The sequence below is a fragment of the Enterobacter mori genome (assembly GCF_025244905.1).
Lineage (GTDB): Bacteria > Pseudomonadota > Gammaproteobacteria > Enterobacterales > Enterobacteriaceae > Enterobacter > Enterobacter mori_A.
In genome coordinates this window covers 4,570,185-4,589,763 of record NZ_CP104285.1, presented here as the reverse complement: position 1 = coordinate 4,589,763, position 19,579 = coordinate 4,570,185, and the positions used below count along the sequence as shown (strand labels likewise).

At 55.5% G+C, this 19,579-nt stretch carries 18 protein-coding genes; 9 read left to right on the top strand and 9 right to left on the bottom strand.

Features of this window, described 5'->3' with window-relative positions; genetic code table 11:
* Positions 1 to 54: 54 nt before the first annotated feature.
* From lldD to N2K86_RS21675, 7 genes are all read right to left on the bottom strand, one after another.
* The gene (lldD, locus tag N2K86_RS21705; RefSeq protein ID WP_260659937.1) at positions 55 to 1,242 is read right to left on the bottom strand and encodes an FMN-dependent L-lactate dehydrogenase LldD; all 1,188 of its coding nucleotides are present in this window, start codon (positions 1,240 to 1,242) and stop codon (positions 55 to 57) included.
* Entirely contained in the window at positions 1,239 to 2,012 is a 774-nt protein-coding gene (lldR, locus tag N2K86_RS21700; protein WP_260659936.1) for a transcriptional regulator LldR, read from the bottom strand. The genes lldD and lldR overlap by 4 nt, the downstream gene beginning before the upstream one ends.
* The gene (gene lldP / locus N2K86_RS21695; RefSeq protein WP_260659935.1) at positions 2,009 to 3,664 is read right to left on the bottom strand and encodes an L-lactate permease; all 1,656 of its coding nucleotides are present in this window, start codon (positions 3,662 to 3,664) and stop codon (positions 2,009 to 2,011) included. Before lldP ends, lldR begins: the two co-directional genes overlap by 4 nt.
* A gap of 338 nt (positions 3,665 to 4,002) precedes the next feature.
* Positions 4,003 to 4,365 (bottom strand): YibL family ribosome-associated protein, encoded by a 363-nt coding sequence (locus tag N2K86_RS21690; RefSeq protein ID WP_010436679.1) that lies wholly within the window; start codon positions 4,363 to 4,365, stop codon positions 4,003 to 4,005.
* A gap of 58 nt (positions 4,366 to 4,423) precedes the next feature.
* Entirely contained in the window at positions 4,424 to 5,014 is a 591-nt protein-coding gene (mtlR, locus tag N2K86_RS21685; protein ID WP_260659934.1) for a mannitol operon repressor MtlR, read from the bottom strand.
* Positions 5,011 to 6,159 (bottom strand): mannitol-1-phosphate 5-dehydrogenase, encoded by a 1,149-nt coding sequence (mtlD, locus tag N2K86_RS21680; RefSeq protein WP_260659933.1) that lies wholly within the window; start codon positions 6,157 to 6,159, stop codon positions 5,011 to 5,013. Before mtlD ends, mtlR begins: the two co-directional genes overlap by 4 nt.
* A gap of 103 nt (positions 6,160 to 6,262) precedes the next feature.
* Positions 6,263 to 8,170, bottom strand: a complete 1,908-nt coding sequence (locus tag N2K86_RS21675; RefSeq protein ID WP_260659932.1) for a PTS mannitol transporter subunit IICBA — start codon at positions 8,168 to 8,170, stop codon at positions 6,263 to 6,265.
* Positions 8,171 to 8,831: 661 nt separating this feature from the next.
* On the opposite strand from N2K86_RS21675, the gene N2K86_RS21670 reads away from it, so the two are divergent.
* The 5 genes from N2K86_RS21670 to selB all read left to right on the top strand — a co-directional run bounded on the left by N2K86_RS21670 (position 8,832) and on the right by selB (position 14,350).
* The gene (locus N2K86_RS21670; protein WP_260659931.1) at positions 8,832 to 9,188 is read left to right on the top strand and encodes a DUF3302 domain-containing protein; all 357 of its coding nucleotides are present in this window, start codon (positions 8,832 to 8,834) and stop codon (positions 9,186 to 9,188) included.
* A gap of 2 nt (positions 9,189 to 9,190) precedes the next feature.
* Positions 9,191 to 10,327 carry an HlyD family secretion protein gene (locus N2K86_RS21665; protein WP_089599703.1) on the top strand — a complete coding sequence of 379 codons (1,137 nt, stop codon included), beginning with the start codon at positions 9,191 to 9,193 and terminating at the stop codon, positions 10,325 to 10,327.
* A 91-nt stretch (positions 10,328 to 10,418) separates the two neighbouring features.
* Complete coding sequence (locus tag N2K86_RS21660) at positions 10,419 to 11,027, top strand: glutathione S-transferase (RefSeq protein ID WP_260659930.1); 609 nt, start codon at positions 10,419 to 10,421, stop codon at positions 11,025 to 11,027.
* 102 nt (positions 11,028 to 11,129) lie between these two features.
* Positions 11,130 to 12,515 carry an L-seryl-tRNA(Sec) selenium transferase gene (gene selA / locus N2K86_RS21655; RefSeq protein ID WP_260659929.1) on the top strand — a complete coding sequence of 462 codons (1,386 nt, stop codon included), beginning with the start codon at positions 11,130 to 11,132 and terminating at the stop codon, positions 12,513 to 12,515.
* Complete coding sequence (gene selB / locus N2K86_RS21650; RefSeq protein WP_260659928.1) at positions 12,512 to 14,350, top strand: selenocysteine-specific translation elongation factor; 1,839 nt, start codon at positions 12,512 to 12,514, stop codon at positions 14,348 to 14,350. Before selA ends, selB begins: the two co-directional genes overlap by 4 nt.
* A gap of 3 nt (positions 14,351 to 14,353) precedes the next feature.
* On the opposite strand, the gene N2K86_RS21645 is transcribed toward selB, so the two are convergent.
* Positions 14,354 to 15,238 carry an ROK family protein gene (locus tag N2K86_RS21645; protein WP_260659927.1) on the bottom strand — a complete coding sequence of 295 codons (885 nt, stop codon included), beginning with the start codon at positions 15,236 to 15,238 and terminating at the stop codon, positions 14,354 to 14,356.
* A gap of 165 nt (positions 15,239 to 15,403) precedes the next feature.
* Here N2K86_RS21645 and exaC point away from each other — a divergent pair, with 165 nt between their 5' ends.
* Positions 15,404 to 16,942, top strand: a complete 1,539-nt coding sequence (exaC, locus tag N2K86_RS21640) for an acetaldehyde dehydrogenase ExaC (RefSeq protein ID WP_260659926.1) — start codon at positions 15,404 to 15,406, stop codon at positions 16,940 to 16,942.
* Here exaC and N2K86_RS21635 read toward each other — a convergent pair.
* Positions 16,939 to 17,904 (bottom strand): LysR family transcriptional regulator, encoded by a 966-nt coding sequence (locus N2K86_RS21635; RefSeq protein WP_260659925.1) that lies wholly within the window; start codon positions 17,902 to 17,904, stop codon positions 16,939 to 16,941. The two genes, exaC and N2K86_RS21635, sit on opposite strands and share 4 nt — an antisense overlap.
* A 117-nt stretch (positions 17,905 to 18,021) precedes the next feature.
* Here N2K86_RS21635 and N2K86_RS21630 point away from each other — a divergent pair, with 117 nt between their 5' ends.
* The 3 genes from N2K86_RS21630 to N2K86_RS21620 all read left to right on the top strand — a co-directional run bounded on the left by N2K86_RS21630 (position 18,022) and on the right by N2K86_RS21620 (position 19,579).
* On the top strand, positions 18,022 to 18,762 hold the full coding sequence (locus N2K86_RS21630) for a MipA/OmpV family protein (protein WP_260659924.1): 741 nt from the start codon (positions 18,022 to 18,024) through the stop codon (positions 18,760 to 18,762).
* A 209-nt stretch (positions 18,763 to 18,971) separates the two neighbouring features.
* Positions 18,972 to 19,157 (top strand): type II toxin-antitoxin system HicA family toxin, encoded by a 186-nt coding sequence (locus tag N2K86_RS21625; RefSeq protein ID WP_071993467.1) that lies wholly within the window; start codon positions 18,972 to 18,974, stop codon positions 19,155 to 19,157.
* A 14-nt stretch (positions 19,158 to 19,171) separates the two neighbouring features.
* Positions 19,172 to 19,579, top strand: coding sequence for a type II toxin-antitoxin system HicB family antitoxin (locus tag N2K86_RS21620; RefSeq protein ID WP_260659923.1), 408 nt, complete (start codon positions 19,172 to 19,174; stop codon positions 19,577 to 19,579).

The following is a 19,579-nucleotide window of genomic DNA, read 5'->3' as shown; positions in this document are numbered from 1 at the left end:
CCCTTTCCCCTTTGGGGAGAGGGCCAGGGTGAGGGGATCAGACCGCACAACTCCTTAAGCAGCGTTGCCTTGCGACAGCGGTGCCAGCGCCGCAGGCAGTTTACTCAATTCCTGTACCAGCGAATCTTTACCGATCTCGCTAATCGTCTTCGCACCGGTCAGCGTCATCGCCACCTTCATCTCTTTCTCGATCAGGTTCAGCAGGTTCGCCACGCCCGCCTGACCGCTGGTGGCCAGCGCGTAAAGGTATGCACGACCCAGCAGCACGCTGTCTGCGCCCAGGGCAATCATGCGCACCACGTCCAGCCCATTACGAATGCCGCTGTCGGCCAGAATCGCGATGTCCCCTTTCACTGCATCTGCGATAGCAGGCAGCGCGCGGGCAGAAGAGAGCACGCCGTCGAGCTGGCGTCCGCCGTGGTTCGAGACCACGATCCCATCGGCGCCGAAGCGCACCGCGTCGCGGGCATCTTCCGGATCGAGGATCCCTTTGATCACCATCGGGCCGTCCCAGAATTCGCGGATCCACTCCAGGTCTTTCCACGAGATGGACGGATCGAAGTTATTCGCCAGCCAGCCGATGTAATCTTCCAGTCCGGTGGGTTTGCCGAGATAGGTTGAAATATTTCCCAGATCGTGTGGACGTCCGTTCAGACCCACATCCCACGCCCACTGCGGGTGGGTGACGGCCTGCCAGTAGCGGCGCAGCGCGGCGTTTGGGCCGCTCATGCCGGAGTGGGCATCACGATAGCGTGCGCCGGGCGTCGGCATATCGACGGTAAAGACCAGCGTAGAGCAGCCCGCCGCTTTGGCGCGCTCCAGCGCGTTACGCATAAAGCCGCGATCGCGCAGGACGTACAGCTGGAACCACATCGGACGCTTGATGGTAGGCGCGACTTCTTCAATCGGGCAAACTGAAACGGTCGAGAGGGTAAACGGAATACCCTTGGCGTCCGCCGCTGCCGCTGCCTGCACTTCGCCACGGCGGGCGTACATGCCGCATAAACCGACAGGCGCAAGCGCCACCGGCATGGAGAGCGTCTCGTTGAATAGTTTTGTCTCAAGGCTCAGGTCAGACATATTTTTCAGCACGCGCTGGCGCAGGGCCACTTCTGACAGATCCTCCACGTTGCGGCGCAGGGTGTATTCGGCATACGCCCCGCCGTCGATGTAGTGGAACAGGAACGGGGGCAAAATGCGCTGCGCCGCGGCGCGATAGTCACTGGCTGCTGAAATAATCATGCTTTGTTCTCCCTGGAAATATCGTTGTCGCCAGGCAGACGGGTAATGCGCGCCTGTCGGGCCTGATCTTCATCGAATCGTTTAATGGTGGTGTGCACGAAGCCGAGATGCGCCATCATCGCTTTACGCGCGGCCTCGGCATCACCCGCAAGTATGGCGTCGAGCACCGCCTCGTGCTGTTCGGTTAGCTGAGCAAAAACCGGCGGGACCAGATACATGCGCTGGCGGCTCTGCTTCACGGAGGATTGCAGTAGGTCGAAGAACCCGCGCATGGTCTGCAGCAGAACGACGTTGTGCGACGCCTCGGCAATCGCCAGATGAAAACGCACGTCCGCCTGCGAGGCGATGTCCGGGTCGCTGCTTTGCGTGGCTTCGAAGCAGGCTTTGAGCTTCTCTTTGTCGGCCTCGGTCGCCCGCATCGCCGCGTGCCACGCGGTGCTGGTTTCGATGGCGTGACGCGCTTCGAGGATGTCAAAGCTGTAGTCCGGGTCGTTTTCCATCAGCGTTTTCAGCGGCTGGACGATGTTTTGCTCGGACCAGTCGTCATGCTGCCAACGCACGAAAGTGCCGCCGCCACGACGGCTCAGCAGCACCCCTTCGTTAACCAGCGTCGCCAGCGCCTCGCGCAGTGAATTGCGCGACACGCCAAGCTGAGCGGCAAGGTGGCGTTCGGCGGGCAATTTCATGCCCGCTTCCAGATGTTGTTCTTCAATCAGCGCCCGCACGCGAGTGGCAATCTCGTCGGAGAGGCGTCTGGGCATCACTATCATGGAATCATCCAGGTTAAGACATAGGCCTGCAGCGTGGTGATAACGCCCACCATGCAGGTGAATATCAGGCTGTGTTTCACGGTAAAGCGGAACAGATCCGACTCTTTACCGACCAGTCCCACCGCCGCACAGGCAATGGCGATGGATTGTGGGGAGATCATTTTCCCGGTCACGCCGCCGGTGGTATTCGCGGCCACCAGCAGGACGTCCGACACGCCAATTTGCTGGGCTGCCGTTGCCTGAAGCGCGGCAAACAGGGCATTAGACGAGGTATCTGAACCGGTCAGGAACACCCCCAGCCAGCCGAGGAACGGCGAGAAGAAGGTAAATGCGTGGCCGGTATGCGCCAGCGCTAACGCCAGCGTCGACGACAGGCCGGAGTAGTTCGAGATAAACGCGAACGCCAGCACCATGCCGATGGAGTAAATCGGCAGCATCAGCTCTTTAATCGTCGCCGCAAAGGTTTGTACTGCCGCGGCAGGCTTCATGCGCAGCCACACCACGGAAAGGATAGCGGCAAACAGGATGGCCGTACCGGTGGCGGAGAACCAGTCAAACTTGAACACTGCTGCATACGGCGTGGCGTCGTGCACCACTGGCGGCATACGGGCGACCATTTTGTCGAGGAACGGCACGGAGATGTTAATCACCATGTCATACAGCGCACCGCCCGGGGCAAACAACGCTTTAAACGGCGGCACGCTCCACAGTGTGACGGTTGCGGTCAGGAACAGGAAAGGTGACCAGGCGCGGACGATCTGCCCGGCGGTATAGCCGGTGCGGGCGAGGGTCTGATCCACGTGTGATGCGCCCATGTCCGCAAAGCGGAAGATGCGCACGGGCTGCCAGCGTTTCAGGAACAGCGTCAGACAGACCAGCGACACCAGCGAGGAGATAATATCCGGCAGTTCAGGGCCGAGGAAGTTGGAGCTGAGATACTGGGCAATGGCGAACGAACCGCCCGCGACCATCACTGCGGGCCACGTCTCTTTCACGCCGCGCCAGCCGTCCATAATCGCCATGATCCAGAACAGCACAATGATGGTCAGGAACGGCAGCTGGCGGCCGACCATCTGCCCGATCTCGAAGCTGTCCAGCCCGGTGACCTGTCCGGCCACCAGAATGGGGATCCCCATTGCGCCAAAGGCCACCGGCGCGGTATTCACAATCAGGCACAGGCCTGCGGCATAGAGCGGGTTAAAGCCCAGACCCACCAGCAGCGCGGCGGTAATCGCCACCGGTGCGCCAAAGCCTGCCGCACCTTCCAGAAATGCCCCGAAGGAGAAGCCGACAATCAGCATCTGCAGGCGCTGGTCCGGCGTGATGGAGAGAATCGACGAGCGAATGATGTCGAACTGCCCGGTTTTCACCGAGATTTTGTAGACAAAAACGGCGGCGATGATGATCCACGCAATCGGCCACAGGCCGTAGAAGAAGCCATAGACGACGGAGGCCAGCGCGCGATCGACCGGCATTTTGTAGAAGAACAGCGCCACCAGCAGGGCGATGGCAACGGTGTACGTTGCGGCAAGGTAGCCCTTCAGCTTGAGCTTAATCAGCGCAAAGAAGAAGAACAGGATCGGAAGCGATGCGATCAGGCTCGACAGCCAGATATTTCCGGCCGGATCGTAATTTTGTTGCCAGAGGCTCATGCAGGTCTCCTGGGGACCAGACAGCCTGCGCTGCGGGTGAGTCTCCGCTCACCTCTGCGTCACAGGTTGTGTAAAAGTGGTCCTGCCAATGTTGTGTTGTAGGGTTAATGACAACAGATGGTTAACCAGATGTTATGGGTAGGCAATGAGTTTGTGAGCAAAAATAACGGAATTGTGAACCAGGGAAGGAAGAAAAGGGGAATTGGTTGGGCCAATTTGAAGCGGGAGTGTGGCCCGATGCCCTCACCCTGGCCCTCTCCAACGGGGAGAGGGAGAAACCGCACCGTTCAGTCCCCTCGCCCCTTTGGGGAGAGGGTTAGGGTGAGGGGGAAAATTGTTCAAAACGCCGTCTTACAAAAGCCCGTCATCTCTTTCAGGCCCATTTCGCGACCAAGTTCGGTCATCGGGTGTACCACCACCAGGCCACGGACGCTTTTCTTCAGCTTGCCCATATCGGCCTGCTCTTTTTTGGTAATCGCGCGGCGGTGCGGCATGTTCATCAGCTTCTGCGCTTCTTTGCTCAGCTTCTGACCTTTTACTTCGCGCAGGCGCTCGATTTCTGTTTCCAGCGTGGCGGCTTCTTTTTCCAGCTCGGCGTACTTCTCGGCGGAATCGACCAGTGACAGGCCAGCCATCTGGTGGCGGATCAGATCCAGGCGGTCGCTCAGGCGTTTAATTTCGTTCTTTTCGACTTCTTTCATGACAAATAACTCTGAAAACGGGGAATTTACAGGGAAGGATACACCAATGTGAGCAGGCTTACTTCTGAAACGCTTTTTTTAAGCTGATTCGGGAAATCAGCTCAGTCAGGGAAAGGACCATGGTGGAACGGACAACCTGTTGATAACGCAGCTTTTGCATCGCGTACAGCTCAGGGTCGCTGTTATCAAAATGGGGCGCATGGGGCAGTGCGGTGACGCAGTGTAATTCGCCGAAAGGCCCAAGAATTTCATCATCAGTAAAGGTGTACTCATTACCGTCATGATTTAACTCTTCGCGTAACGCCATCAGCAATTCAGCGTCTTCATACTCTGGCCTGCTCAGCACGCCAAGGCCGTAAATCAGCTTCAGACGCACTGAAAGATCGCCCAGCGGTCCGTCTCCGTCCAGTAACGGTTCCACAGCATATTTTACCGCGTAGTCGTCTTTGCGAAACACCTGAAGCACCAGGATATTGACCGCCTCGGTTAACAGTTCGACGGCGGCAATCAGGAAACTTCGTACGGTTTTGCCAGCATTCAGACGCTCAAGCACACGGTTTTCAAAGGCCTGGGTTTGTTCCATTATTGCCTGCATATCTGACAATCTGTTATTCGGGCGCAGGTTAACCTGCGCCGGACTCTGTATCATTTGGTTGCGTTATATGCGCTTACCGCCTCCGCCACCACGTCGCTGTTGGCGTCCAGACCGGAAATCTGCGCCAGCGCAGCCTGCGCGCCGTTGTCATCAATCAGCTGAGCCAGCTCAATCGCCTGCGGATCCTGCTCGCTGCGGTAGTGCATTGCGGCCGCGATCCCTTTCACCAGGTTGGCGTGCGACAGGCCGTATTCCAGCGTGCCCAGCAGCGGCTTAATCAGGCGATCGCCCGCGCTCAGTTTACGCAGCGGCTGACGACCCACGCGCTCAACGTCATCTTTCAGATACGGGTTTTCAAAACGACCGAGGATTTTCTGGATGTATGCTGCGTGTTTATCAGCATCAAAACCGTAGCGTTTGATCAGCACCGCGCCGCTCTCTTCCATTGCCCCTTTAACCACCGCGCGGATCTTCTCATCGAGGATCGCGTCACGAATGGTCTGATGACCGGCCAATTTTCCGAGGTACGCGGTTATAGCATGACCCGTGTTCAGCGTGAAGAGTTTACGTTCGACAAATGCCATCAGGTTATCAGTTAATTCCATCCCCGGGATGGTTGGTAGCGTACCTTTAAACTGGGTTTTATCGACGATCCACTCGCTGAAGGTTTCAACGGTCACTTCCAGCGGGTCGTTGGTGGCGGATTCAGACGGCGGAACGATGCGGTCCACAGCGGAATCCACAAACCCGACGTGCGCTTCGACCCAGGCTTTGTCTTCGTCAGCGACAGCCGCCAGAACGTGGCCTTTCAGCTGCGTGGTGCCGCGCACCATGTTTTCGCAGGCGATGATGTTCAGCGGAGCGTCGTTCCCCTGAGCTTTACGCTTCGCCAGACCTTTCGCCACTGCCGGGGCGATACGCTCAAGCACCACCGGGCCTACCGCCGTGGTGACCAGATCAACGCTGGCAATCAGGTCGATAACGTCGTCGCCAATGCTGCTTACCGCATTCACGCCCGACACGGTTTCAACCTGCTCGTTTTCACCCACTACGTGGACCTGATAGCTATGACGGGCATTCAGGGCATCCAGGACCACCTGGTTCACATCGGCAAACGTCAGCGTAATGCCCGCGTCTGCCAGCAGTTTGCCGATAAAACCACGGCCAATGTTACCTGCGCCAAAATGTAATGCTTTCATAGTATTAACCTTCATCAATGTTTTTACCCGAGAGGGCTGGGGTGAGGAGCTTTCTCCCCCTCACCCTAGCCCTCTCCCCGAAGGGGAGAGGGAAGAGGCGCTGTTATTTGTTGAGCAGAGCCAGGACTTCTTCCACGCTGGTGGTGTTAGCCAGACGCTCAATGACGGTTTCGTCATCCAGCGCGTTGGTCAGGCTGGTAATCACCTGAATGTGCTCGTTGTTGCGTGCGGCAATACCAATCACCAGACGGGCGATGTCATCTTCTTCTTCACCGAAGCGCACGCCGTCAGGGTACTGACAGAACACCACGCCCGTTTTCAGCACGCGGTCTTTTGCTTCAACCGTACCGTGCGGAACCGCGATGGATTCACCCAGGTAGGTTGGGGTCAGTTTTTCACGTTCCAGCATTGCGTCAACGTATTCTGGCTGAACGTAGCCGCCTTTCACCAGTTGCTCACCGGCAAAGCGAATCGCTTCTTCTTTGTTGGTCGCGGTACGACCGAGGAAGATGTTTTCCGCACCCAGTTTGAACAGGTGAGCATTGCTCTCGTCGAAGCTGTCCTGCAGGCTGCTACGCACTTTGACTTCATTGTCTTCGTGACGCTGGGCCGCAACCAGACGCTCTGTCAGGCTGGTGTACAGGCCGCTGTCGAGGAAGTTAGTCAGCGAAATGTGCTGCGCCTGAGGTACCTGGCGCATGGCGCGTTCGGTCAGATCGCGGTGCGTGATCACCAGGTCAACGTCCGGCGGCAGGTTGTTAATCGCGCTGTTAGTGACAGAGATATTGGTCAGACCCGCATCCTGTACTTTCTTACGCAGCACGCCCGCACCCATTGCGCTGGAGCCCATACCGGCGTCACAGGCAACGATGATTTTACGCACGTGGCTCAGGTCGTTAGAGACATCGCCCGCTGCCAGCGGGGTAGCGCCTTTGGACTCCGCTTTCATGTCATGCATACGACGGGTTGCCGCTTCGATATCGTCGTCTTCTTTCACTTTGCTGGTTTTCAGCAGGATAGCGGAGACCACGAAGGAGACCACCATGGCCGCACAGATCGCCGCGATGTTAGCGAAGTAGGCGCCTTTCGGGGTCATCGCCAGTACCGCCAGGATGGAGCCCGGAGACGCCGGAGAAACCAGACCACCGCCCAGCACGCTCAGGGTGAACACGCCGGTCATACCGCCGAGGATAACGGCCAGGATCAGACGTGGGTTCATCAGCACGTACGGGAAGTAAATTTCGTGGATACCGCCCAGGAAGTGGATGATAGCCGCGCCGCCCGCAGACTGCTTAGCGCTGCCACGACCAAAGAACATGTACGCCAGCAGAACGCCCATACCCGGACCCGGGTTCGCTTCAATCAGGAAGAAGATGGACTTGCCGAGGTCATGGGACTGCTGAATTCCCAGCGGTGAGAAGATACCGTGGTTGATGGCGTTGTTGAGGAACAGGATTTTCGCCGGTTCAACAAAGATAGACGCCAGCGGCAGCATGTCGTGCGCAACCATGAAGTTAACGCCCGCCGCCAGAATTTTGGACAGCACTTCAACCGCAGGGCCAATGCCGAGGAACGCCAGAATCGCGAGGATCATCCCGATGATGCCCGCAGAGAAGTTGTTCACCAGCATTTCGAAGCCGGATTTGATCTTGCCATCAACCCAGACGTCAAATTTCTTAATCGCCCAGCCGCCCAGAGGACCGGCAATCATGGCACCGAGGAACATCGGCATATCCGCACCGACGATAACACCCATGGTCGTGATAGCACCCACTACGCCACCACGGTCACCGCCGACCAGACGACCACCGGTATAACCGATGAGCAGCGGCAGCAGATAGGTAATCATTGGACCAACAAGTTTCGCCAGCGTTTCGTTAGGCAACCACCCTGTCGGAATGAACAATGCAGTGATGATACCCCACGCGATAAACGCGCCGATATTTGGCATCACCATGTTGCTGAGAAAACGACCAAAGCTTTGAACTTTGATCTTGAAATCGGATGACATAAAACACCCCTTCTTATGTTTACGCTTAGGCTTGCGGCCCGAGGTTTATCGTTAATGTGTGGCGGCAGAGGTAGCCGGACCCTGTTCTGATGCTGTGAAATCTGGCACTGAATCGTTCAACTGTCCAGACAGCGAAAAATTGTGTGATCTCAGTCACGTAAATGTAGGGGGTGGGGAGAATAATGAAGTGATCTTCATCACAAAATTAGTGTGTAAAATAAATACAACGCGTAGAAAAGAAGCAAAATCACCCCTATTTTGTGATTGAAGTCACATTTGTTCGCCGCGTGTTTGTTTCTGAGATGTGACTGGATTCACAAAATATTTTTATGCAGATTTGTCTGCATGTGATCCCCGGCAAACTTTGTTTTGCCATTCGACGCCAGGATGAAAGCAAGCAACACGGAAAGCTAAAAAACCACTTTTAAGATGTGGTATGGCGAAAAAGGAAAAGGTAGATTACGCTCATAATGTAAGGTTAAGTATATTATTATTCAGGATATATTTTGAAACGCTTATAAACTTGCATGGAGATATTATAAAAACCGATACTCCCCGCCTTTGAAATAACTAACGTTGTTCTTTTGTTTAAAAATAAATTAATTAGACTGCGCACTGTTTTATTAATTTAATGAGTTGACGTTGTTTAAGTGAGGAGAATATGTTTCTCAACTATTTTGCGCTGGGTGTATTGATTTTTGTGTTCCTGGTTCTGTTTTACGGAATCATCGCTATTCATGACATCCCTTATAATATGGCGAAAAAACGAAACCATCCCCATGCCGATGCTATCCATACGGCGGGGTGGATAAGCCTGTTTACGCTCCACGCCATTTGGCCGTTTTTGTGGATTTGGGCCACGTTGTATCGGGAAGATCGCGGCTGGGGTATGCAGAACCATCTCTCAAAACCGGATGAGGTGCCGGGTATGGATGCTCTGACCCAACGCGTAGCCGAACTCGAGCAAAAACTGGCCGCAGTGCAACCCGTTGCCGATAAAAATACGCTGGAGCGCTGATCATGGATTTGTTAATTATTCTGACCTATGTGGCCTTTGCATGGGCCATCTTTAAAATATTTCGTATTCCGGTCAACCAATGGACGCTCGCCACCGCAACCCTGGGTGGGGTATTTATTGTCGCGGGCCTTATCTTATTAATGAACTATAACCACCCGTATACCTTTACGGCGCAAAAAGCGGTTATTTCCATTCCGATTACGCCGCAGGTGACGGGAATCGTCACGGAAGTGACCGATAAAAATAACCAGCTTATTAAAAAAGGCGAAGTGTTATTTAAACTGGATCCGGGCCGCTATCAGGCGCGCGTCGACAGGCTGAAGGCTGACCTGGTGACCGCCACGCACAATATCGACAATCTGAAAGCACAGCTGTCGGAAGCGGTCGCTAATACGACACGTGTGTCCGCTGAACGTGACCGTCTGTTTAAAGATTATCAGCGCTACCTGAAAGGCAGCCAGGCGAAGGTGAATCCGTTCTCTGAAAGCGATATCGACAACGCGCGTCAGAACTACCTGGCACAGGATGCGATGGTGAAAGGCTCCGTTGCCGAACAAACGCAGATTCAAAGCCAGTTAGACAGCATGGTGAATGGCGAACAGTCGCAGATTGCCTCCCTGCGCGCCCAGCTGGCGGAAGCCACCTATAACCTCGATCAGACCGTGGTACGCGCGCCAAGCAATGGGTATATCACCCAGGTGCTGATCCGTCCGGGTACCTATGCCGCCGCGCTGCCGCTGCGTCCGGTGATGGTTTTCATCCCGGAACAGAAACGTCAAATCGTGGCGCAGTTCCGTCAGAACTCGTTACTGCGTTTGAAACCGGGCGACGAAGCGGAAGTGGTGTTTAACGCACTGCCAGGCCAGGTGTTCACCGGTAAACTCACCAGCGTCCTGCCGGTGGTGCCGGGAGGGACTTACCAGGCGCAGGGAGCGCTGCAGGCGCTGACGGTCGTGCCGGGCACCGATGGCGTGCAGGCGCTTATCGAGCTGGAGCCGAACGCGGACGTCGATGCTCTGCCTGACGGTATCTATGCCCAGGTGGCGGTCTATTCCGACCACTTTGCCCACGTCTCGGTGATGCGTAAGGTCCTGTTACGTATGACCAGCTGGATGCACTACCTCTACCTCGATCACTAATCTCTCCCGAGGCAGGAATGCGATATGCATACCTGCCTTTTTTCGCTGCTTGATCCATACTGACCTCTTTGTGAGCATTCAGGAGCAGGCAATGAAACTCATCGGCAGCTATACCAGTCCCTTCGTGCGTAAAATCTCGATTCTCCTGCTGGAGAAAGGGATTGAATTTGAATTCGTCAATGAACAGCCCTACAGCGCCGACAATGGCGTAGCGCAGTACAACCCGTTGGGCAAAGTCCCTGCACTGGTGACCGATGAGGGGGAATGCTGGTTTGATTCGCCGATTATTGCGGAATACGTCGAACAACTCGGCGTTGCGCCAGCCATGCTACCGGCCGATCCAAAAGCGGCGCTGGCCATGAAGCAAATCGAAGCGCTGGCAGATGGCATCATGGATGCGGCATTAACCTCCGTGCGCGAGCAGGCACGGCCAGCTGCACAGCAGTCGGAAACGGAACTGCTGCGCCAGCGTGAAAAAATCAACCGCAGCCTGGACAGGTGCGAGCAGCTCCTCCGGGAAGGGAAAATTCAGATCGATAGTGTGGATCTGGCAACCATTGCCATCGTTTGTGCCATTGGTTATCTCAACTTCCGCCACGTTTCCCCGGGATGGTGCGTCAACCGTCCGTTGCTGGTGAAGCTCACCGAAACGCTTTGTCAGCGCGAGAGCTTTGCCCGTACCGAACCGCCAAAGGCTTGATGCGGGATATAACACTTCCCGCCAGGAGGCGGTACAATCCCGTCACATGTTAACTCCCTCTCCCGTCGGGAGGGGGGAAGATATTTACTCGCCGGGCGCATTATGACTACTCATCATTCCCTCTACAGCCAAATTCCTGCCACCGATCGTCTGCTTCGCGAACCGTGCATTCAAACCGCTCTGGGTCAATTCGGCCATACCGCGACGGTCGACATGCTACGCCAGCTTCAGGACGAAGCCCGACGCCATATTCAGGCTGAAAATGCGCTGCCCGCCTGGTGTGAGCAGTGGGGAGAGGAAGCGCAGAGAAGGCTGGCAGAGAAAACGCAAAGCGCGTTACGGCCGGTCATCAATCTGACGGGGACCGTGCTGCATACCAACCTGGGGCGCGCGCAACAGGCTGAAGAGGCGGTCGCTGCGGTCGTGCAGGCTATGCGCTCGCCGGTGACGCTGGAGTACGATCTGGACGGCGCAGGGCGCGGACACCGCGACCGGGCACTGGCGGAGCTGCTATGCCAGCTGACCGGCGCGGAAGATGCCTGCATTGTAAATAACAACGCGGCAGCGGTACTGCTGATGCTGGCGGCGACCGCCAGCGGCAAAGAGGCGGTGGTTTCCCGCGGCGAGCTGGTGGAGATTGGCGGAGCGTTTCGTATTCCGGACGTGATGCGTCAGGCGGGCTGTACGCTGCATGAAGTCGGCACAACTAACTGCACGCATGCTAAAGACTACCGCGCGGCGGTGAATGAAAATACCGCGCTGCTGATGAAGGTCCACACCAGCAATTACCATATAGAAGGCTTTACCAAAACCGTTGATGAAGCGGAACTGGCGGCGATGGGTCGCGAGCTGAATGTGCCGGTGATTGCCGATCTCGGCAGCGGTTCGCTGGTGGATTTAAGCCAGTACGGTCTGCCAAAAGAACCCATGCCGCAGGAGATGATTGCCGCTGGCGTGAGCCTGGTGAGCTTCTCCGGCGACAAACTGCTGGGCGGGCCGCAGGCGGGGATTATCGTCGGCAAGCGCGAGCTGATAGCCCAGCTGCAGCAACATCCGCTGAAGCGCGCTTTACGCGCCGATAAAATGACGCTTGCCGCGCTGGAAGCGACTCTGCGGCTCTACCTGCATCCGGAGAAGCTGGCCGAGCGCCTGCCTACGCTGCGCCTGCTGGGCCGTGACGCCGCCTCGATTCGCGCGCAGGCTGAATTACTGTTGCCGCAGGTTGCGCCGCATTATCCCGATTTTGCCGTGCGCATTGAGCCCTGCCAGTCGCAGATAGGCAGTGGATCGCTGCCGGTAGACAGGCTGCCGAGCGAAGCGCTGACCTTCACGCCGCGTGATGGACGCGGTAGCCACCTTGAGGCGCTGTCGGCGCGCTGGCGTGCGCTGCCGACGCCCGTGATTGGCCGTATTTACGATGGCCGAATGTGGCTGGATTTACGCTGTCTTGAAGATGAAGCGCGATTTCTGGAGATGCTGTTGAAATGATTATTGCCACCGCCGGTCATGTCGACCATGGAAAAACGACGCTGTTGCAGGCCATTACCGGCATTAACGCCGATCGCCTGCCGGAAGAGAAAAAGCGCGGCATGACCATCGATCTGGGTTATGCCTACTGGCCGCAGCCCGATGGCCGCGTGCTGGGCTTCATTGATGTACCGGGACATGAAAAATTTCTCTCCAACATGCTCGCAGGGGTGGGGGGGATTGACCATGCCCTGCTGGTGGTCGCCTGCGATGACGGCGTGATGGCGCAAACGCGTGAACATCTTGCGATCCTGCAGCTGACGGGCAACCCGCAGTTAACCGTCGCACTCACGAAAGCCGATCGCGTGGATGAGGCGCGCCTGAATGAGGTGCGCGATGAAGTACAGGCAACCCTGCGTCAATACGGTTTTGCTGATGCACCGCTGTTTGTCACCGTGGCGACAGAAGGGCGCGGTATTGACGAACTTCGCGATCGTTTACTGCAGCTTACGTCACGCGGACACGCCAGCCATCACCGCTTTCGTCTGGCCATTGACCGGGCCTTTACCGTAAAAGGTGCGGGACTGGTGGTGACCGGCACCGCGCTGAGTGGTGAAGTAAATGTAGGTGATACGCTCTGGCTGACGGGAGTGAATAAACCAATGCGCGTGCGTGGGTTACATGCGCAAAATCAACCCACTGAGCATGCCCATGCCGGGCAGCGTATTGCGCTGAACATCGCCGGGGATGCTGAAAAAGATGCCATCAACCGTGGCGACTGGCTGCTGGCTGACGCCCCGCCTGAGCCTTCCGGACGGGTCATTGTTTCTCTTCAGACCCATGCGCCGCTGACCCAATGGCAGCCGCTGCATATACACCATGCGGCCAGTCATATCACCGGACGCGTATCATTGCTGGAAAACGATCTCGCCGAGCTGGTGTTCGATGCGCCGCTCTGGCTTGCGGATAACGACCGCCTGGTGCTGCGCGATATCGCGGCGCGGGAGACGTTGGCCGGGGCGCGCGTGGTGACGCTCAATCCGCCACGACGTGGCAAGCGTAAGCCAGAGTACCTGCAGTGTCTGGTGGCACTGACGCAGGCCAGCGATGACAAGGCCGCACTGCGGGTCCATCTCGAGCGTGGTGCGGTGAATCTCGCTGATTTTGCCTGGGCGCGCCAGCTGAGCGCTGAAGGGTTGCGCCAGTTAACCCAGGAGCCTGGCTTTATTCAGGCCGGTAACAACATGCTGAACGCGCCGGTTGCCGCGCACTGGCAGCGCAAGATACTGAGTACGCTCGCTATCTACCATGAACAGCATCAGGATGAACCCGGTCCGGGGCGTGAACGTCTGCGACGCATGGCATTGCCGATGGAAGATGATGCGCTGGTGCTGCTGCTTATTGAAAACATGCGGGAAAGCGGGGTGATTAAAAGCCATCACGGCTGGCTGCATTTGCCGGATCACAAGGCTGGTTTTACCGCTGAGCAAGAGGCGGTCTGGCAAAAAACGGCACCGCTGTTTGGCGATGAACCCTGGTGGGTCCGCGATCTCGCGCGTGAAACCCATACCGACGAGCAGGTGATGCGGCAGGTATTGCGTCATGCCGCACAGCAGGGGCTGATTGTGGCGATCGTCAAAGATCGTTATTACCGTAACGATCGGATCGTGGCGTTCGCGAATCTGATCCGCGAGTTGGATCAGGCTCGCGGATCAACCTGTGCGGCAGATTTCCGTGACCAGCTGAACGTGGGCCGCAAGCTGGCGATTCAGATCCTCGAATATTTCAACCGTATTGGGTTTACGCGTCGCCGGGGTAATGACCATCTGCTTCGCGACGCGCAGCTGTTCCCTTAAGCGTTACGCATGACGAGCGAGTTTCTGCTTCGCCAGCCATACCGCGCCCAGTCGTCCTGCCTGGTTACCCAGTTCACAGGGCAGAATAGGCACCTTGAGGGCCTCCCACTCCTCGAATCGCTGTAGGTATTTATCGAGCAGGAGATAAATTTTCTCCTGCTCGCTTATCCCGCCACCTATCAGCACTGCCTGGGGATCGAACATCGAGATCACGCTGTAAACGCCGCGCGACAGAAAATGCGCCCAGGCTTCAATGGCTTCGCGCAGATGCACGTCACTTTCCATACGTTTAAACAGCTCTTCCCCGTAGGGCATTTCGTCTTCCGACAGCGCCAGCGCACGGCTGCAGGCTTTCATCAGACCACTGGCAGAGGCCACCTCATGCATCGGTTCGCCCTTGTCCCCAACGGGCAGCACGCCAAATTCACCAGCACGGTAATGCGACCCGCGATAGAGATCGCCTTCCATCACAATTCCCCCGCCAATGCCCGTACCGAGGGTGATGCAGACGAAATGTTCGTAGTCTTTACCTGCGCCCTGCCAGCGTTCGCCCAGTGCCGCACAATTGGCGTCATTTTCCACGGTAACGGGAAGATCGGTCAGTCCGCTAAACAGCTCGCACAGGTTTTCACCATCAAGGTAGTCAAGCGCCCCCGCTTTTGCCGCTTCGCCGGTATGGTGGTTAATATGGCCAGGAAAACTGACGCCGATGCCGACAATGTCATTTTCCTTCCGGTACTCTTCTACAACGCTTTTCCATTTCTCTTTGAATGTGATTGCATCCTCAGGGGTATCGTACTCATCGGACGTGAGTTCCTTGCCGTTTTCATCAATCACGCCGTGTTTGATGTGGGTTCCCCCCACGTCAAAGCCGATAAATAACTGCATCGCATCGTTCCTCATGAGCCCTTGAGCTGTTAAGTATGGCTCAGCGGCAGAAACGAAACGTAAAGTACGGTAATCCGTGATACGCCTCGTAAACCCGTCACCGGTTGGCGAGAAAATCGCCAGTGGGAGCTACCCTTGTTGTACACCAACAGCAAGGAGACGGTCATGACAAACAATCCTCCCTCATCACGTATCCAGCCTGGCGAGTATGGTTTTCCCCTCAAGCTGAAGCCCCGTTATGACAACTTTATTGGCGGCGACTGGGTGGCTCCCGTCGACGGTGAATACTATTCCAACCTCACGCCCGTCACTGGCCAGCCGCTGTGTGAGATAGCCAGCTCCGGCAAGCGCGATATAGACCTGGCGCTGGATGCTGCGCACAAAGCCAAAGATAAATGGGGACAGACTTCCGTTCAGGACAGAGCCGCGATGTTGTTCAAAATCGCTGACCGGATGGAGCAGAATCTGGAGCTGTTAGCGACGGCGGAAACCTGGGACAACGGCAAACCAATCCGTGAAACCATGGCGGCAGATGTGCCGCTGGCGATTGACCATTTCCGTTATTTTGCCTCCTGCATTCGTGCTCAGGAGGGGGGAATAAGTGAAGTTGATAAAGACACCGTGGCGTATCATTTCCACGAGCCGCTGGGTGTGGTGGGACAAATTATCCCGTGGAACTTTCCGCTGCTGATGGCGAGCTGGAAAATGGCGCCCGCGCTGGCGGCCGGGAACTGTATCGTGCTCAAACCGGCGCGTTTAACCCCGTTGTCGGTGCTGCTGTTGATGGAGGTGATTGGAGACCTGCTGCCGCCAGGCGTCATTAACGTCGTCAACGGCGCCGGGGGCGAGATTGGGGAATATCTCGCCACCTCAAAACGCATCGCTAAGGTTGCGTTTACCGGGTCGACGGAAGTGGGCCAGCAAATCATGCAGTACGCGACCCAGAACATCATCCCGGTGACGCTGGAGCTGGGCGGAAAATCACCGAACATCTTCTTCGCTGACGTTATGGATGAAGAGGATGCGTTCTTTGATAAAGCGCTGGAAGGGTTTGCGCTGTTTGCCTTCAATCAGGGGGAAGTATGCACCTGTCCAAGCCGTGCGCTGGTGCAGGAGTCCATTTATGAGCGCTTTATGGAGCGGGCAATCCGTCGCGTGGAGTCGATTCGTAGCGGTAACCCGCTTGATAACGTTACGCAGATGGGCGCGCAGGTGTCCCATGGGCAGTTGGAAACCATCCTTAATTACATTGATATAGGTAAAAAAGAGGGCGCAGAGATCCTGACCGGTGGCCGCCGTAAGGTGCTGGGCGGGGATCTGCAGGAGGGTTACTACCTTGAACCGACAATCCTGTCCGGTCAAAACAACATGCGCGTCTTCCAGGAGGAAATTTTCGGACCGGTTTTGGCAGTAACGACCTTCAAAACCATGGAGGAGGCGCTGGAGATTGCTAACGATACGCCGTATGGCCTGGGGGCGGGGGTCTGGAGCCGCAACGGAAATCTGGCTTATAAAATGGGGCGCGGCATTCAGGCCGGGCGCGTATGGACGAACTGCTATCACGCCTATCCGGCGCATGCGGCATTTGGCGGTTACAAGCAGTCAGGTATTGGGCGAGAAACCCACAAAATGATGCTGGAACATTACCAGCAGACAAAATGCCTGCTGGTCAGTTATTCCGATAAACCGTTGGGGCTCTTTTAATTGCCTAAATCAGGCCGTCCCTGGACGGCCTGAGTGATTTGCTGGCGCAGGCAGTTCAGTACACCATCCAGAACATATTGCACGCGCCAGGGTTGATATTCGCGCTTGCGGAATATTGCAGTCAGATCCAGCCACCACTCTTCCTGATGTGGAAAACAGGGGACCAGCATGCCATGAGTCAGTTCTTTTTTTAGACTTTCTTTTGGTGCGAAGACAATGCCAAGATTATTTCGAGCCAGTTCAAGCGCCGTCTGCGTATTATCACAAATATAATTTCCGGTCACTTTATAGTCGTGAACCTCTTCACTGTCGTGTACCCGGAAGCGCCAGATATTGGCATCATCTACTAACATTGAGTCTATTAATATACACGAATGATTTATTAAGTCTTCCGGCCCTTTAATCGGATGTTTAGTTAAATATTCCTTGCTGGCAAATGCGGTGACGGAATATTTTGTCAGCACGCTGGCGACCAGGTTTTCATCTTTTGGCTGGGCGTAAGTAATGAGAATGTCGCAATCGTCTGGAAACGTCACACCGTCGGAAAACTCGTTCCGATCGAGGTTATAGGTTTTTAACGACAGGCGAATATCACCAATCTCTTCTATCTTATGGATCACATGACGCGCCAGATAGGTCACGATACCTGTCGGGGCGTAAATCGTCACTTTGCCGCGTTTTTCATGCTTATAATCGGCAATAAAATTAATTAGTTGGCTATTTTTATCCAGTGTGGCATTCACATAAGGCAGCAACGCCTCACCGAATTGCGTCAGCGCCAGTTGGCGTGTCGTACGTTCAAACACTTTGAGCCCAACGCGGGTTTCAAAATCGGACAAATATTTGCTTACATTGGCCTGCGCCATCCCTAGCAGGGCGGCGGCATCGCCAATACTGTGGGTGGCGGCGATGACGGAAATAATTTTTAATTCACGTGGTTTCAATTGTAAGCTATTCATCATGCACGCCCATCTATATGGTTTTATATATAATATTATATAAACGGCAGCGTTGCTTTGGCAAATTTGTAACCATTATTATGCGCCTTGCTTGTTCGGCGTTTAAATGGATTGCATAGAATGACTGTTAAATATAATTTACTCATCGCTGCCGCATTATTTTCGACATCATCGGTAATGGCTGGCGACTTTTCACTCGGGGCGGGGGCGGTATTTAACGAGTCGCCTTACAAAGGGTATAACGAAAATACCACCGCTGTACCGTTAATTAGCTACGAAGGCGATAACTTCTATGTGCGTCAGACCACGGGAGGATGGATCCTGTGGAAAGACAGCAAGAATGAATTCAGCCTGACCGCATCCTGGATGCCGCTGCATTTCGACCCGGATGACAATGACGATCATCAGATGAAGCACCTTGATGAGCGTAAAGCTTCGGCATTCCTCGGCGGCGCGTACTACCGCCATGAAAAATGGGGTTCCCTGAAATTTGCCGTTTCCGGTGACGCGATGGATGAAAGCGGCGGCGTGGTGGGTGAAATTTCTTACTTCCGCCCAATCCGCATGGAACGCCTGACGCTGACGCCTTCTGTGGGCATTTTCTACAGCGATGAAAGCTATAACGACTACTACTACGGCGTGTCCGGCAGCGAGTCTCGCCGCTCAGGTCTGGATGAATACACCGCGGGCGACACCTGGACACCGTACGTTGGCCTGGCGGCAAAATATCAGCTGACGCAGAAACTGTATCTGAATGCCAGCGCGGTCTATACCGTGTTGCCTGACGACGTGAAGAACAGTCCGATGATTGACCGCGACGACAGCTTCGCGCTGATGACCGGCCTGACCTGGCGTTTCTGATGCGGTAAAGCCGGGTGGCGGCTTCGCCTTACCCGGCCTGCGATCGTGCCTGCATTTTTATCGGTAATACAACGTATTCCTTTTTCATTTCTCGATGCTTCTTCCTGTTCCGCCAAAGCACGGCTGCACTGATGTTCCTTATGCGCTAATGTGATTCAATCCGATAGCGATGGTGTGTATCATGTGTATAATCATGGAAGGATTGGGATGTGAAAAGTGCGGATGTCATTACTGTTCTGATCAGCCATGGCTGGAAATGTGTCAGAACTAAAGGAAGCCATCACCAGTTTCGCCATCCCGAACAGAAAGGGCTGGTTACAGTCCCACATCCTAAGAAGGATATTAAACCGGGCACTCTCGCCCAGATCTGGCGGCAGGCGGGAATTAAACACTGATATCAGGAGTAGTTATGTTTTATCCGGCTTACATTCATTCTGACTCCGACGGTAGCGCCAGCGGCTTTTTCCCTGACGTTCCAGGCTGCTTTTTTGCAGGTGATTCCCTGGACGACGCTTTTCAGGATGCACGTGATGCGCTCACATCGCACTTCGAAGCGCTGTTTGAATTGGATGATGCACTGCCTCTTCCGGGTAATGTGGAAGCGCATCTGGAAAGTCGTCCTGAGGATTTCACCGGCGGGCAATGGCTGTTGGTGGATATTAATATGAAACAGTTCGACGGCAGGGCCGAGCGTATCAACATTACGATGCCTCGACGTTTGCTGGTAAAGATTGATTCCTATGTCAGCGAGCATCCTCAGTTCGGTAATCGAAGCGCATTTCTGGCTGAGGCAGCACGTCGCGTGCTGCCTGGTTAA

Coding starts and splice junctions, on each gene's coding strand:
- lldD (WP_260659937.1), bottom strand. CDS start 1,242: ATGATTATTTCAGCAGCCAGTGACTATCGCGCCGCGGCGCAGCGCATT.
- lldR (WP_260659936.1), bottom strand. CDS start 2,012: ATGATAGTGATGCCCAGACGCCTCTCCGACGAGATTGCCACTCGCGTG.
- lldP (WP_260659935.1), bottom strand. CDS start 3,664: ATGAGCCTCTGGCAACAAAATTACGATCCGGCCGGAAATATCTGGCTG.
- N2K86_RS21690 (WP_010436679.1), bottom strand. CDS start 4,365: ATGAAAGAAGTCGAAAAGAACGAAATTAAACGCCTGAGCGACCGCCTG.
- mtlR (WP_260659934.1), bottom strand. CDS start 5,014: ATGATACAGAGTCCGGCGCAGGTTAACCTGCGCCCGAATAACAGATTG.
- mtlD (WP_260659933.1), bottom strand. CDS start 6,159: ATGAAAGCATTACATTTTGGCGCAGGTAACATTGGCCGTGGTTTTATC.
- N2K86_RS21675 (WP_260659932.1), bottom strand. CDS start 8,170: ATGTCATCCGATTTCAAGATCAAAGTTCAAAGCTTTGGTCGTTTTCTC.
- N2K86_RS21670 (WP_260659931.1), top strand. CDS start 8,832: ATGTTTCTCAACTATTTTGCGCTGGGTGTATTGATTTTTGTGTTCCTG.
- N2K86_RS21665 (WP_089599703.1), top strand. CDS start 9,191: ATGGATTTGTTAATTATTCTGACCTATGTGGCCTTTGCATGGGCCATC.
- N2K86_RS21660 (WP_260659930.1), top strand. CDS start 10,419: ATGAAACTCATCGGCAGCTATACCAGTCCCTTCGTGCGTAAAATCTCG.
- selA (WP_260659929.1), top strand. CDS start 11,130: ATGACTACTCATCATTCCCTCTACAGCCAAATTCCTGCCACCGATCGT.
- selB (WP_260659928.1), top strand. CDS start 12,512: ATGATTATTGCCACCGCCGGTCATGTCGACCATGGAAAAACGACGCTG.
- N2K86_RS21645 (WP_260659927.1), bottom strand. CDS start 15,238: ATGCAGTTATTTATCGGCTTTGACGTGGGGGGAACCCACATCAAACAC.
- exaC (WP_260659926.1), top strand. CDS start 15,404: ATGACAAACAATCCTCCCTCATCACGTATCCAGCCTGGCGAGTATGGT.
- N2K86_RS21635 (WP_260659925.1), bottom strand. CDS start 17,904: ATGATGAATAGCTTACAATTGAAACCACGTGAATTAAAAATTATTTCC.
- N2K86_RS21630 (WP_260659924.1), top strand. CDS start 18,022: ATGACTGTTAAATATAATTTACTCATCGCTGCCGCATTATTTTCGACA.
- N2K86_RS21620 (WP_260659923.1), top strand. CDS start 19,172: ATGTTTTATCCGGCTTACATTCATTCTGACTCCGACGGTAGCGCCAGC.